This is a genomic window from Sphingomonas faeni (assembly GCF_030817315.1).
GTDB classification, from domain to species: Bacteria; Pseudomonadota; Alphaproteobacteria; order Sphingomonadales; family Sphingomonadaceae; genus Sphingomonas; species Sphingomonas faeni_C.
The window spans coordinates 963,319-976,476 of the sequence record NZ_JAUSZF010000001.1 but is presented as its reverse complement, the minus strand read 5'-3'; the positions used below and the strand labels follow the sequence as shown (position 1 = coordinate 976,476).

Annotated in this window: 14 protein-coding genes; 8 read left to right on the top strand and 6 right to left on the bottom strand. The window is 67.6% G+C overall.

Annotation, left to right across the window (positions count from 1 at the left end; all coding sequences use genetic code 11):
- Positions 1-11 precede the first annotated feature (11 nt).
- The 3 genes from cydB to QFZ54_RS04575 are packed head-to-tail and all read left to right on the top strand — an operon-like array spanning position 12 to position 2,065.
- On the top strand, positions 12-1,151 hold the full coding sequence (cydB, locus tag QFZ54_RS04585) for a cytochrome d ubiquinol oxidase subunit II (RefSeq protein ID WP_307084842.1): 1,140 nt from the start codon (positions 12-14) through the stop codon (positions 1,149-1,151).
- A gap of 25 nt (positions 1,152-1,176) precedes the next feature.
- Positions 1,177-1,299, top strand: coding sequence for a cytochrome bd-I oxidase subunit CydX (gene cydX / locus QFZ54_RS04580; RefSeq protein ID WP_082470763.1), 123 nt, complete (start codon positions 1,177-1,179; stop codon positions 1,297-1,299).
- Positions 1,300-1,354: 55 nt separating this feature from the next.
- Positions 1,355-2,065: a Crp/Fnr family transcriptional regulator gene (locus QFZ54_RS04575; RefSeq protein WP_307084838.1), complete on the top strand. Its 711-nt coding sequence runs from the start codon at positions 1,355-1,357 to the stop codon at positions 2,063-2,065.
- Here the strand turns inward: QFZ54_RS04575 and QFZ54_RS04570 are convergent.
- Both QFZ54_RS04570 and QFZ54_RS04565 read right to left on the bottom strand, forming a co-directional pair.
- Positions 2,062-2,598 carry a hemerythrin domain-containing protein gene (locus tag QFZ54_RS04570; protein WP_307084837.1) on the bottom strand — a complete coding sequence of 179 codons (537 nt, stop codon included), beginning with the start codon at positions 2,596-2,598 and terminating at the stop codon, positions 2,062-2,064. The genes QFZ54_RS04575 and QFZ54_RS04570 overlap by 4 nt on opposite strands.
- A gap of 60 nt (positions 2,599-2,658) precedes the next feature.
- Positions 2,659-3,273 (bottom strand): hypothetical protein, encoded by a 615-nt coding sequence (locus QFZ54_RS04565; RefSeq protein WP_307084835.1) that lies wholly within the window; start codon positions 3,271-3,273, stop codon positions 2,659-2,661.
- A 168-nt stretch (positions 3,274-3,441) separates the two neighbouring features.
- Here QFZ54_RS04565 and QFZ54_RS04560 point away from each other — a divergent pair, with 168 nt between their 5' ends.
- Entirely contained in the window at positions 3,442-4,005 is a 564-nt protein-coding gene (locus QFZ54_RS04560) for a GNAT family N-acetyltransferase (protein WP_307084833.1), read from the top strand.
- Between the two features lie 71 nt (positions 4,006-4,076).
- On the opposite strand, the gene QFZ54_RS04555 is transcribed toward QFZ54_RS04560, so the two are convergent.
- From QFZ54_RS04555 to QFZ54_RS04540, 4 genes are all read right to left on the bottom strand, one after another.
- Positions 4,077-6,704 carry a cation-translocating P-type ATPase gene (locus QFZ54_RS04555; RefSeq protein WP_307084831.1) on the bottom strand — a complete coding sequence of 876 codons (2,628 nt, stop codon included), beginning with the start codon at positions 6,702-6,704 and terminating at the stop codon, positions 4,077-4,079.
- Positions 6,701-7,642: a L,D-transpeptidase gene (locus QFZ54_RS04550; protein ID WP_307084829.1), complete on the bottom strand. Its 942-nt coding sequence runs from the start codon at positions 7,640-7,642 to the stop codon at positions 6,701-6,703. The genes QFZ54_RS04555 and QFZ54_RS04550 overlap by 4 nt, the downstream gene beginning before the upstream one ends.
- A 128-nt stretch (positions 7,643-7,770) precedes the next feature.
- On the bottom strand, positions 7,771-8,499 hold the full coding sequence (locus QFZ54_RS04545) for a VIT1/CCC1 transporter family protein (RefSeq protein WP_307084826.1): 729 nt from the start codon (positions 8,497-8,499) through the stop codon (positions 7,771-7,773).
- Positions 8,499-9,149, bottom strand: a complete 651-nt coding sequence (locus tag QFZ54_RS04540; RefSeq protein WP_307084824.1) for a BON domain-containing protein — start codon at positions 9,147-9,149, stop codon at positions 8,499-8,501. The genes QFZ54_RS04545 and QFZ54_RS04540 overlap by 1 nt, the downstream gene beginning before the upstream one ends.
- A 183-nt stretch (positions 9,150-9,332) precedes the next feature.
- On the opposite strand from QFZ54_RS04540, the gene QFZ54_RS04535 reads away from it, so the two are divergent.
- The 4 genes from QFZ54_RS04535 to QFZ54_RS04520 all read left to right on the top strand — a co-directional run bounded on the left by QFZ54_RS04535 (position 9,333) and on the right by QFZ54_RS04520 (position 13,113).
- The gene (locus tag QFZ54_RS04535; protein WP_307084822.1) at positions 9,333-10,151 is read left to right on the top strand and encodes a universal stress protein; all 819 of its coding nucleotides are present in this window, start codon (positions 9,333-9,335) and stop codon (positions 10,149-10,151) included.
- A gap of 115 nt (positions 10,152-10,266) precedes the next feature.
- The gene (locus QFZ54_RS04530) at positions 10,267-11,967 is read left to right on the top strand and encodes a PAS domain-containing sensor histidine kinase (protein WP_307084820.1); all 1,701 of its coding nucleotides are present in this window, start codon (positions 10,267-10,269) and stop codon (positions 11,965-11,967) included.
- Positions 11,960-12,592, top strand: a complete 633-nt coding sequence (locus QFZ54_RS04525) for a response regulator transcription factor (RefSeq protein WP_307084818.1) — start codon at positions 11,960-11,962, stop codon at positions 12,590-12,592. Before QFZ54_RS04530 ends, QFZ54_RS04525 begins: the two co-directional genes overlap by 8 nt.
- Positions 12,593-12,675: 83 nt before the next feature.
- Entirely contained in the window at positions 12,676-13,113 is a 438-nt protein-coding gene (locus QFZ54_RS04520) for a hypothetical protein (protein WP_307084816.1), read from the top strand.
- Positions 13,114-13,158: the final 45 nt, after the last annotated feature.

Sequence of the window (13,158 nt, the reverse complement as noted above, 5' to 3'; positions counted from 1 at the left end):
GAGACACGACGATGTTCGATTATGAAACGCTGCGTCTGATCTGGTGGGCGCTGATGGGAATCCTGCTGATCGGCTTCGCGCTGACCGACGGCTTCGATCTCGGCGTCGCGGCACTGCTCCCGTTCGTCGGGCGCACCGATGCCGAGCGGCGGATGGTGATCAATTCGATCGGCCCGACCTGGGAAGGCAACCAGGTGTGGTTCATCCTCGCGGGCGGCGCGATCTTCGCGGCGTGGCCGTTCGTCTATGCGATCAGCTTCTCGGGCTTCTACCTCGCGATGTTCCTCGTCCTGGCGGCGCTGATCCTGCGACCGGTGGGGTTCAAATACCGGTCGAAGCGGCCGGACCCCGCCTGGCGGTCGCGCTGGGACTGGGCGCTGTTCGTCGGCGGGTTCGTGCCCGCGCTCGTGTTTGGCGTCGCGGTCGGCAACGTCCTGTCGGGTGCGCCCTTCCGCCTCGACAGCGATCTGCGTGCGTTCTTCGACGGCAGCTTCCTCGGGCTGTTCACGCCGTTCACGCTCGTCTGTGGCCTGTTGTCGGTCGCGATGCTCGTGCTTCACGGCAGCGCGTGGCTGGCGATCAAGATAGAGCGCGGCCCGGTGCACGATCGCGCGCGCAAGTTCGGCACGGTAGCCGGCCTCGCGTCGCTCGCGCTGTTCGCGATCGGCTGGGCGTTCGTGGCCTATGGCGACATCGGCTACCGCATTGTCGGCGCGATCGATCCCTCGGGGCCATCCAATCCCTTGCGTACCACCAGCGAACTCGCGCGCGGCGGCTGGCTCGCCAATTACGTCCTGTATCCGTGGATGATGATCGCCCCCGCATTCGGGTTCGGTGGCGCGGCACTCGCCCTCTTCGGGATCCGGCGCGGATCGGAAGGCGCCGCTTTCGCCGGATCCTCGGCGTCGGCGCTCGGCATCATCGCGACCGTAGGGCTCTCGATGTTCCCGTTCATCCTGCCGTCGAGCATCGACCCGCACTCGAGTCTCACGGTCTGGAATGCATCGTCGAGCGCCAAGACGCTCGGTATCATGCTGTTCGTCACCGTCGTGCTGTTGCCGATCGTCGTCGCCTACACGGCTTGGGCGTACAAGGTGATGTTCGGCCGCGTGACCACGCAGGAGGTCGCGACCAACCCCGATTTCTACTGACCCCGTTCCCTAAGGATATCTGATCATGTGGTATTTCACCTGGGTCCTCGGCCTCGGACTCGCCGTCGGCTTCGGCATCCTCAACGGCATCTGGCACGAGTTCCATCTCCCGATCGAGGACGATGCCGACGCGCCTGCAAACTCGTAACGGCCGCGTAAAGATTTCGCGCGGATATCGCGGGCCTTCATACTATACTGGATCAATGGCTCACCACGACATCTGCGCGGACTGCGCGGTCCGCGACCAGGCGCTTTGCAGTAGCCTCAGCGACGTCGAGCTGAACACGCTCAATACGCTCGGACGCCGCCGCAAGATCGCGCGCGGCCAGACGCTGATCTGGGCCGGCGATGAGAGCATCATCTGCGCGAACTTGCTGTCGGGCGTGCTGAAACTGGTGGCGGCGACACCCGATGGTCGCGAGCAGATCGTCGGGTTGCTGTATCCTGCCGATTTCGTCGGCCAGCCCTATGCCGGCCAAGCCGACTTCACGATCACCGCAATGACCGAGTCCGAATTGTGTATCTTCCCACGCGACGCGTTCGAACGCGTGCTGGAGGATCATGCGCGGATGGAGCGCCTGTTGCTGCAGCGGACGCTCGCAGCGCTCGCCGTCGCGCGCACGCGGATTTTGTCGCTCGCGCGCCAATCCGCGCAGGAGAAGATCGCCGGCTTCCTGCTCGACATGGCGTTGCGCGCCAGTTCGACGGGATGTCGGGCGACGCCCGACGGGCCGATGACGTTCGACCTTCCACTCACCCGCGGCCAGATCGCCGACGTGCTGGGGCTGACGATAGAGACGGTCAGCCGCCAGATGACCCGGCTCAAGACCGCTGGCGTAATCGCCCTCCCCGGCGGCCGCGCGATCACGATCTCCGATCCCGATGCGCTCCAAGGTCGCGCCGAGGCTGCCTAAACCGCGCTACGCTCGCAAAGCCCGCGTACCAGCATATCCCGCGCGCCACGCGTAAGCCGCCCAGCGCCGAGCGTCAGGATCGCGAGCTGCGTGAAGTCGATCGCCTGCCGGCACCCGTCGAAGAAACTCCGCAACATGTACCCGAACGCCTCCGCGCACGGCGTCGAGACGCCGGACAGGGCGGCAAGAATGTCGTCGGCCTGGATTGCATCGCTCACATGACGCGCCGTTATCCGCGCCACGACTGCGGCGGTTAGCGGATCGCCCAAACCACGCGCGAACAGCGCATCGATCAGTGAATCTTCGTCGCGCGGGTAGCTGACGAAGACGGCGCGCAGGTCACGACAGACCACGTCGGTTTCGGCATCGGACAACCGGCGGGGCAACGCATCGGCGCACGCCTCCAGCCGATCGCATACGTCGCGAACCCGGGCGTGGGCCGCGATCAACCGCGCCAGATCGAGTTCGTGGATGACATGCCAGCGCCGCGCAAACGGCACGACGCACGCGGCAAACTCGTCATGCTCGGTCATCGCGGCTCTCCATGAGCCTCAATGGCATTCCACTTCGCGCGACACATTGACGGCGGTCAATCAGGCGACGCGGTCCGCGACCTCTCCCTCGCGCAGCCGATCGCGGAACTCCGCCAGCCGCGAGCGGTACCCATCCGCATCGCCATATTCGAGGAACTCGTAATAGCGATGGAGCGGATCGCTGACGCGGAGCGCATGCTTGATCGGGCACCAATATTGTTCGGTCCGGCTGCTGACTTCGCGGACAAACCCGATCAGGCCGTTGGCATAGGAGCAGAAGGCGCAGTTCATCGCCTCGATCCGGTTCAGATAGCCTAGATGCGCGCGGTCGAACATGATGTAGTCACCCCGCCGGACCCGCGCGATGCCGTACGCACGAAAGCAGATCGCCTGATACGCGCTTACCCAGATATCAACGATCACCAGCGGCACGATCAGCGAATAGATCACCGGCGCGATGACGATCGAAACCAGGTCGGACCGCGCGACGAAGCGCAGCACCGACACTTTCAATTGCCGTTGCGCATCGAGCACGCCGTGTTCGAAGCCGACGATCCGGCCGGTGATCTCGACACCGAGCGCGCGACGCCGGCTTTCGATCTCGCGGTCGAGTTCGCCTTGAAGCCGGACGATCTCGTGCGCCATGTCCTGCATCCGCTGAATGTCGATCGTCATGCGGTCTCCTCACCGGGCGCAGATCGCCCTTCGACGCTAGCCTAGCGTCCGCCGCGCCCGTCAGTAGCGTCGGAAACTACGTGTTTCCCGACGCTGCGGGGGCGCCGGCCTTGTCGTTAGGCATGGGGTGCATCGCCATCGCGATGGGTAATTGCAAAGGACATCAAGATGGTAGAATTCGTGAGCAAGCGGGCGGACGCCGCGGAAACACCATCGGCCGTGTCGTGGAGCGCGGATCTGACGGCGCGCAGCGGCTATGTCTTCTACGTCCGCCCCGCGTCACCCGCCGACGAACCCGCACTGGGAGAATTCTTCGAGCATGTCGACAAGGAGGACCTCCGGTTCCGCTTCCTCAGCGCGATCCACAAGGTCGGCCACGACCAGCTTCGCGCGCTGGTCACGGTCGATCACGAGCATACCGAGAATTTCCTCGCCTTCGATCCCGCCACCAACCGGATCGTCGCGACCGCGATGCTGGCGGCCGACGAGAGCCTTACCCGCGCCGAAGTCGCCATCGCGATCCGCACCGACTTCAAACGCCGCGGGATCAGCTGGACCCTGCTCGATCACGTCGCCGCGTTCGCCCGTGCGAAGGGTATCGCGACGCTCGAATCGATCGAGAGCCGCGATAACCACCAGGCGATCGATCTCGAACGCGAACGCGGCTGGATCGCGTCCGCCTGTCCGGGCGATCCGGCTTCGATGATGTTGCGGATGACGCTGTCAGCCTGACGCCGATGCCGATGCCGTCAACGCCAGTGCCGCGGCAAGGGTCGCGGCGCTGGCGATCGGAACGACCGCAGTCATCGACGTCGCTGCCACAGTCCGACCGCAAATTTGGTCGCTTCGGTGACGACTATCGTCCCGACCACCGCAGCGGCGCAGAACCGCAATGTCGCAGCCGATACCGGCGAGGTGCCGAGCACCCCGCCGAGCGGCGGCCACAGCATCGCGGTCGCCTGCAACACCAGCGCGACGCCGACGCCGAGCAGCAACCACGCGTTCGACAACAGCGGTTCGCGGAAGATCGAACGGCGCTCGCTGCGCATGCACAATACGTAGACGTTCTGGAACAGCACGGTCATCAGCAGCACCGCGTTCTGGATCTCCGCGAGCGAACGGTCCTCGCCGCGCATTTGCGCCACGAGATACAGCGCGAGCCCGGTCATCAACAGCGCCGGCGGGATCATCAGCGCGATCGCGCTCTGGTCGAGGATCGGTGCGCTCGGCGGACGTGGCGGCTGGCGCAGTTCGTCGCCCTCGCCCCGGCCGAAGCCGAGCATCACGTCCTGCGCGCCATTGGTGACGAGATTGAGCCACAACAGTTGCACCGCGGTCAGTGGCATCGGCAGCCCGAGCACGACGGCGCCGATGAACATGCCGATCTCGGCAACCCCGGTGGCGAGCAGGATGATGACGATCCGACGGACGTTGGCATAGGTCACGCGGCCCTCTTCGACGCCGGCTACGATCGACGCGAAATTGTCGTCGGCCAGCACGAGGTCGGCGGCGCCGCGCGCGACGTCGGTGCCGGCGACGCCCATCGCCACGCCGATATGCGCGGACTGCAGCGCGGGCGCGTCGTTGACTCCATCGCCGGTGACCGCAACCAGTTCACCGCTGGCGGCGAGGATGCGGACGATCTCGAGCTTCTGCACCGGTTCGATCCGCGCGAACACGCGGCCGCCTAGCACCAGCGCGGCGAGTTGCTCGGGTTGGCCCACGAGCTCGGTCATCTGCGTGCCGGTGACGACCTGCTCCGCCGCGACGTCGAGCCCGAGCCCGCGGGCGATCGTCAGGGCGGTGCCGGGATGGTCGCCGGTGACCATCCGCACGCCGATCCCCGCCTCGGCACAGCGCGCGATCGCCGCCGGGACTTCGGGGCGAACCGGGTCGATCAGCCCGATCCAGCCGAGCAGGACGAGATCGGTCGGTGCCGTCGGATCAGTGGTCGTCGCACCATCCGATGCAGCGACTGCGATCACGCGATAGCCTTCACCGGCCATCGCCAAGGCAGCGGCGAACGCGGCAGGGTCGATCGTACGGCACATCTGCCGAATGATCTCGGGCGCACCCTTGGCAAACACGCGGACGCCCTGCCCCTCCGCCACCGCGACGGTCGAGAATTTACGGACCGGTTCGTAAGGCAGCGCCCCGGTCCGCACGACCGCATGCAGCGCGGCCAGATCCTCACCGCCCTCGCCCGCGAACCGCAGCAACGCGACGTCGACCGAATCCCCAACGGGCGTACCGTCGGGTCCGATCGATGCCTCGTTGCAGAGCGCAGCGGCGCGGCGCATCTCGGCCAGACTGTCAGCCGGCCAGTCTGCGCTCGCGAAACCCCGTCCGTCGGCGAGCAGTATCTTCTCCACCGAGAGGATATTTCGCGTCAGCGTCCCCGTCTTGTCGCTGGCGATGATCGTGCACGCGCCCAGCCCCTCGACCGCGGGCAGCGAGCGGACGATCACCTTCCGCGCCGCCATCCGCCGGGTCCCCGCCGCCAGCGCGACCGTCACCGCGATCGACAGGCCTTCAGGGATCGCCGAGACCGCGAGCGCGACCGCGAGCAACAGGATCTGGTCGCCCGGCCGCCCCTGCATCAACAAAACGAACGCGAACGGGATGATCAGCGCGATCGTCGCGATGCTGATCTGCCGCGCCAGCCGGTCGAGCCGGATTACGAGCGGTGGCGGCGTCGCTTTAGCGGTCCGCAACGACGCGTCGATCGCCCCCAGCGCGGTATCGGCCCCGGTCGCGACGACGACGCCGGTACCCCGCCCCTGCTCGATCATCGTGCCCGCCAGCACCATCGTCGTCCGCTCGCCCGGCGGCGTGGCGGCGGGCAGCAGCGCCGTCTGATCCTTCGCGACCGCCACGGATTCACCAGTGAAGGTCGACTGGTCGACGCGCAGAGCGCTGCTCGACGAGAGACGGATATCGGCGGGCACGGCCATGCCGCTCTCCAGCGCGACGACATCGCCGACGACGATCGCGCGCGCGTCGACCACCGATACCGCTCCGCCGCGCCGGACGGTCGCGGTCTGGCCGATCATCCGGCCGAGCGCGGCGAGGCTGTCCGCCGCCTTGCTCTCCTGCACCGTGCCGATCGCCGCGTTGACGAGCAGGACGACACCGATGAACCCCGCATCGGTGCGGTGGCCGAGCCCGAGCGAGATCGCCGCCGCGGCGATCAGCAGGTAGATCAACGGACTGTTGAACTGCCGCGCGAACAGCAGCAGCGTCGAGGGCGACGGCGGTGGCGCGAGTTCGTTCGGACCGTCATGGATCAGGCGTTCGGCGGCATCCTTCGGGCTCAGGCCGGTCGCGCTGGTATCGAGCAGCGCCATCACGCGCGCCGGAGACGTGGCATGCCATGGTCGCGGGGTGGTACGCTGGTCGCGCAGCTGGTCGATCGGGCGCTCGGCGATCATTGCCCGGTGGCTTCGATAATCGTGACGGGAGTACCGGTGCCCGCGCTCGCCAGTGTCTCGCGCGTCACCAGCAGCGTCGTACCAGGCGTCGTCACGGTCGCCAGCGCGGCGCGAAACCCTTCCGCCAGATGCCCCTTGGCGCGGTCTTCGGCGGTCAGTTCGCCGGTTCTCGGATCGCCGGGCAATGGCAGGCGCAACCAATGCTCGCCGTCCGCATCGATCGATTGCAGCGTGAACGCGGCGGTCCGCTCGATCGGCGCATCGAACGCGATCGCGCCGGAGCCGATCTCGATCCCGTTGCGCAGCACGACCACCCGCTTGTCGCGCCCGCTGATCACGATCGAGACCGGCCCCTTGGGCGACAGCGCCGGGTTCCACACGAAGTCCCCGCCCGCCGATCCCGCCGACGTCAGCATGCCCGGCTTGGCGGCCACCACCGGAACGCGCGCGTCCTGCGTGATGACGACGGTGATCCCGAGCCGGGTGATCCCGAACAGCAGTTTTGCGAACGCGGGCGGGAGGCGGATGCAGCCATGCGACGCCGGATAGCCCGGCAGATTGCCCGCGTGCATCGCGATGCCGTCCCAGGTGAGCCGCTGCATGAACGGCATCGCTGCGTCCTTGTAGAGGTTCGATACGTGATCCACGTCCTTCTGGAGCACGGTGAAGACCCCGGTCGGCGTCGCATGGCCGTCGCTGCCGGTCGATACGGTCGAGACCCCGATCGCCACGCCGTTGCGGTAGGCATAGGCCTTTTGCGCGGCGAGGCTGACGATCACCGTGACGGGGCCGGCGGGTGCTATCTCGGGCGCCCAGAGATATTCGCCGGGCTTGAGCTGCTCGATCCGGCCGTCGATGCTCGGCGGTAGCTGCGCCGAAGCCGTGGTCGCGAAAACAAGGGCGAGCGCGAGGCTGCACGTCAGGCGGCGCGTCGTCATGGTGGGTTCCGATCGTAGAGGTGTCGCCGAACAGCGCGGTCGACCAAACGCTACCGATCACGCTGCGCACGCATCACCATCGGAAACTACGCATCGGATCGTCAGGTCGGCTGTCCGCCTGATTGCCTTTATACCGCGCCGCCGATGAGTTTCCCGATCGCCGCGGTCGCGGCCATCGCGAACGCGCCCCAGAAAGTGACGCGGACCGTGCCGCGCCAGATCATCGCGCCGCCGGTCTTCGCGCCGATCGCGCCGAGCAGCGCCAGGAACAGCAACGAGCCCAGGCCGACCGCCCAGACGAGCAGCCCCGGCGGCACCACGAACACCGTCAGCAACGGCAACGCCGCGCCGACCGTGAAGCTCGCCGCCGACGCGAACGCCGCCTGCACCGGCCGCGCGCGCGTCCCCAACGGAATGTCGAGTTCGTCGCGGGCGTGTGCTCCCAACGCATCCTTCGCCATCAACTGCGCAGCGACCGTCGTGGCGGTGGCCTCGTCCACCCCGCGCGCAACGTAGATCGCCGCGAGTTCGGCCGGCTCGCCGCCCGGATCGTCGACCAGCTCGCGCCGTTCCCGGGCGAGTTCGGCATTCTCGGTATCCGCCTGCGCGCTGACCGAGACATATTCGCCCGCCGCCATCGACATCGCGCCGGCGACCAGCCCCGCCGTCCCCGCGATGACGATAGCGCTCGTCTGGTCCGCACCCGAAGCAGACGCTGCCGCGACGCCGATGATCAGGCTCGCGGTCGACACGATCCCGTCATTGGCGCCGAGCACAGCCGCGCGCAGCCAGCCGATCCGGTCGACGACATGACGTTCGCCGTCGCTGGCGCCGTGGCTGGATATCGCGCGGGCCATCACGCGATTTCGAGCATGTTCTCGACCTTCACCGCACCCGGCGCCGCCCAGGCGGTGCGCTCGGCGACCATCCGGTCATGCGGGGAATCGACCGATCCGGTCAGCCGCACGGTGCCACCATCGACCGAGACCTTGATCGTGTCGCCATCGAAGAACCACGACCGGTGCAGCGCGGTGCGGATGTCGTTGCTGACGTCGGTGACGTCGACGAGCGGCTTCAGCGTGATGTGGTTGACCACGCCGACGACCCCGGCGAGCGGCCGCACCGCCGTCTCGGCCGCGTCCCTCTGGAAATGCCAGCGCACCTCGCCGCGCAGGCTGACCCAGCCGTCCTCGACCTGCGCCTTGATGCAGTCGGCCGGGATCGTCGTGTCCCAGGACAGCCGCTCGACGATCGCGCTGGCAATCGCCTCGTCGCCACGCTTGAAGCGGTCCTCCAACTGCACTTCGATCTTCTCCGCGACGGCCTTCACCCCGTCGACGCGCGCGGCGGCCCGTTCGGCGGCGTATTTCGCCGCATAGCTGCCCGCGTGGCCACTCAGCGTGACGACACCGTTGTTCGCGGTGACGCCGATATGCCCGGCGGGCACGCTCGGATCCCAGTTGAGTTCGGCGAGTACGGCCTTCTGCAATCTTGCGTCGTGGGACATGACACTCTCCTGAGGCGACGCGGGGAGGCCCGGCCGATGATCGCGAGCCTATCGATCCGGCCGATCGCCGACAGCGTCGGGAACTACGCACATGCCGGCAACCCGCCGCGCACCTGCGTAATTCCCGATCCTTTCGCGGGACCGTCCGAACGCCGAAAGTTCAGCGAAAGAGGGAGACCGCGCATGACCTATTCGACCCTGATGGTGCATCTCGACGGCGGGCACGCCAACGCCGCCCTGCTCGACGTCGCGGCCACGCTTGCCGACCAATATGACGCGGCGGTGATCGGCATCGCCGCGTGCCAACCGGTCCAGATCGCCACGTGCGACGGCTATCTCGGCGGCGAATATGCGGTGATCGAGCGCGACATCGTCGCCAGCGAACTGGCGCGCGCCAAGACCGAGTTCCACGCACACGAGCGGCTCGCGCGGCACGTGCTCGAATGGCGTTCGATCCCGACGCTCGCCAACATCGCGCACGTCGTCGCGGAGAATGCGCGCGCCGCCGATCTCGTCATCACCAGCGCAGGGCCAGGGTTCGCCGACCTCGCCACGCATGCCGATACAGGCGACCTGATCCTGCGCGCGGGTCGCCCGGTGCTGGTCGTCCCCGACGGCGCCGCCACCGCCAAGTTCGAAACCGTCATGGTCGCCTGGACCGACACGCGCGAATGCCGCCGCGCGATCAGCGATGCGCTGCCGATGCTCAATGCCGCCGACCGCGTCGTCATCGCCGAGGTGGCGATCGACGCGATCGACGCGCGGGCGCCAATCGACGATGCCGCCGCCTGGCTCGCGCGCCACGGCGTCGACGCGGACAAGATCGTAGCGCGGATGAAGGGCACCAGCATCGACACGCTCGCCGCGGTCGCCGACGAGGTAGAGGCCGATCTCGTCGTCGCAGGCGCGTATGGCCATAGCCGGATCCGCGAATGGGCGTTCGGCGGCGTCACCCGCGACCTGTTGCTGCGCGACCGGCGCTGCACCTTGTTGTCGCACTGAGCCATGACCGGGGACGGCAAGTATTTGCGGCCGTTCGTGGTGGTGAACCCAAGAATAGCGATCGGCGGGACGATATTGTCCGCAATCACGATTATCGAAGGATTATTGGCGTATAGTGGATTTTTCGCTTAACATGGGTCATGTTCCGATGTCGGAGGTCGAAACCTCGACGCCCGACGGATCGGAATCGTCCGCAGGACAGGGCCCCCGTCTCAATGACTTGCCGCTTCGTGCCACGAGCAACCGCACCGCCCGCATGATCGCGTCGCAATCCCCCGACGGTACTGCCGCATCCGTCGCGCGCGGCGATGCGACGCTGGCCGAGGAACTGGGGCTGCTGATCGACGGTGCGACGACCTATGCGATCTACATGCTCGACCCGCAGGGCCGCGTGACGATCTGGAACCGCGGTGCCGAACGGATCAAGGGCTGGGCCGAGGCGGAGATCATCGGCCGCGACGTCGCGGTCTTCTACCCGGCCGACGATATCGCCGCGGGCAAGCCCGAAGCCGACCTCGCCCGCGCGCATGCCTGCGGCCGGATCGAGGAGGAAAGCTGGCGGGTCCGCAAGGACGGCTCCGAGTTTCTCGCCGCGGTCACGATCACCGCGCTGCACGACGAGGCCGGCGCGCTGCGCGGCTTCGGCAAGGTCATCCGCGACATCACGCACGAAAAGGCCGCCGAGGCCGCAATCGTCCGGCGCGAACATCATCTCCGCTCGATCCTCAACACCGTGCCCGACGCGATGATCGTGATGAACGAGAACGGCATCGTCGCCTCTTTCAGCGCCGCCGCTGAACTCGTCTTCGGCTATGCAGCGAGCGAGGTGGTCGGCCAGAACGTCGCGATGCTGATGCCGCAAGTGGACGCGCGCGATCACGACGCGCACCTGCGGAAATACCGCCATACCGGAGAGCGCCACGTGATCGGCAACGTCCGTCTCGAACGGGCGATGCGCAAAGGCGGCGAGACGTTCCCGATCGAGCTCGCGGTCGGCGAGGCGTCGATCGGCGGCGAACGGATCTTCACCGGCTTCATCCGCGACCTCACCAACCGCCACGCGACCGAACGGCGGCTGAAGGAACTCCAGTCCGAACTCGTCCACGTCTCCCGCGTCAGCGCGATGGGCACGATGGCGTCGACCCTGGCGCACGAAATCAACCAGCCGCTGACCGCGATCGCCAATTATCTCGAAGCGACGCGCGCGATGCTCGGTGACAGCGACGATCCGGTATTGGCCGACGTAGCCGAGGCGCTCGAACTGGCGGCGGCGCAATCGCTGCGCGCAGGGACGATCGTCCGGCGGCTGCGCGCGTTCGTCGACGGCGGCGACACCGGGTTTCGCGACGAACGGCTCGACCTGCTCGTCGAGGAGGCGACCAGCCTCGGCCTGCTCGGCGCGCACGAGGCGGGCATCACCGTGACCAGACAGGTCGCGCCGGGCGACGTCATGGTGCTGGTCGATCGCATCCAGATCCAGCAGGTGCTGGTCAACCTGATCCGCAACGCGATCCAGTCGATGGCGTGCTCGCCGTGCAAGGTGCTGACGATCGCCACCGCCCCCGAACGCGAGGGCTGCATGCAGATCACCGTCGCCGACACCGGCACCGGCATCGACACCGCCGTTCGCGCGCGCCTCTTCGAGGCGTTCGCGACCACCAAGGAGGACGGCATGGGCCTCGGCCTTTCGATCTGCCGGACGATCGTCGAGGCGCATGGCGGGCGGATCTGGGCGGAGGGCGTGGCGAGCGGCGGCACCGCGTTCCACTTCACCGTGCCCCTCGCCCCACTTCCTGAAGGCGAAACCCATGACTGACAAAAACCGCACGGTCCACATCGTCGACGACGACGAGGCGATCCGCCAGTCGGTCGGCTTCCTCCTGCGCAAGGCGGGCTATGCGGTCGAGACCTATCCCGCCGGCACGCACTTTCTGAAGGCCGTGACGCGCGAGACGCGGGGTTGCGTGCTTCTCGACGTCCGGATGCCCGATCTCGACGGGTTCGAGGTGCAGGCACGCCTCGCCCAGGCCGGCGTCGCGCTGCCGGTGATCATGCTGACCGGCCACGGCGACGTGACGCTCGCGGTCCGTGCGATCAAGGCAGGCGCGATCGAATTCCTCGAAAAGCCGTTCGAGCGCAGCGCGTTGCTGGCGGCGATCGAGTCCGCGCTGGCGCACGCCGCACGGTCCGACCGCGAACACCTCGCGGCCGCCGACGCAGTCGTCCGGCTTGCCGCGCTAACCCCGCGCGAGCGCGACGTGCTCGACGGCATGGTCCTTGGACGCCCCAACAAGCTGATCGCCTACGACCTCGACATCGCCACCCGCACGGTCGAGGTCCACCGCGCCAATCTGATGGAGAAACTCGGCGCTCGGAGCTTGTCCGACGTCCTGCGCATCGCATTCGCGGCGGGGCTGGGCGAGACCGCCGAGCCCGCCTGACGCTCCGCACCCAACCCTCGCCTTCTACGTACAGACGCGGCGCAGTACGCATGTCATCCACGGTCTGGACAAAGGACCGCCCGATGATCGACCAGCCCACCTTCACCCATGACGGCATCGGCGTTTCGCTGGTCGACGGCGACCCGGTGATCCGCCGCGCACGCCAGATCATGCTGGTCTCCGAACGCTACGACGTCCGTTCCTACGCGACCTGCGCCGCGCTGCTCGCCGACCCGCGATCGCGCGACGTGTCGTGTATCGTCATCGATGTCGTGGGGGACGGCGAAGAGGGCGGCGGCGCAGAAGGGGGCGGCATGGCCGCGCTCCACGCGATGCGCGCCTCGGGTTGGCGGGGGAAGGCGATCCTGCTCGACAGCGGACCGCCCTTGCCCGCGCTGGTCCACGCGGCCGAACGCCACGGCGACCGCATCCTCGATCGCGCCACCGGCGACGCCCCCCTCCTCACCGCGATTGCCGCCTCGATCGACCGCGGCTGGTCTGGCTGGAACGCTCAGGGTTGAAACGGAAGGCCGGGGAATACCCCCGGCCTTCACCTGTTCCCAGTC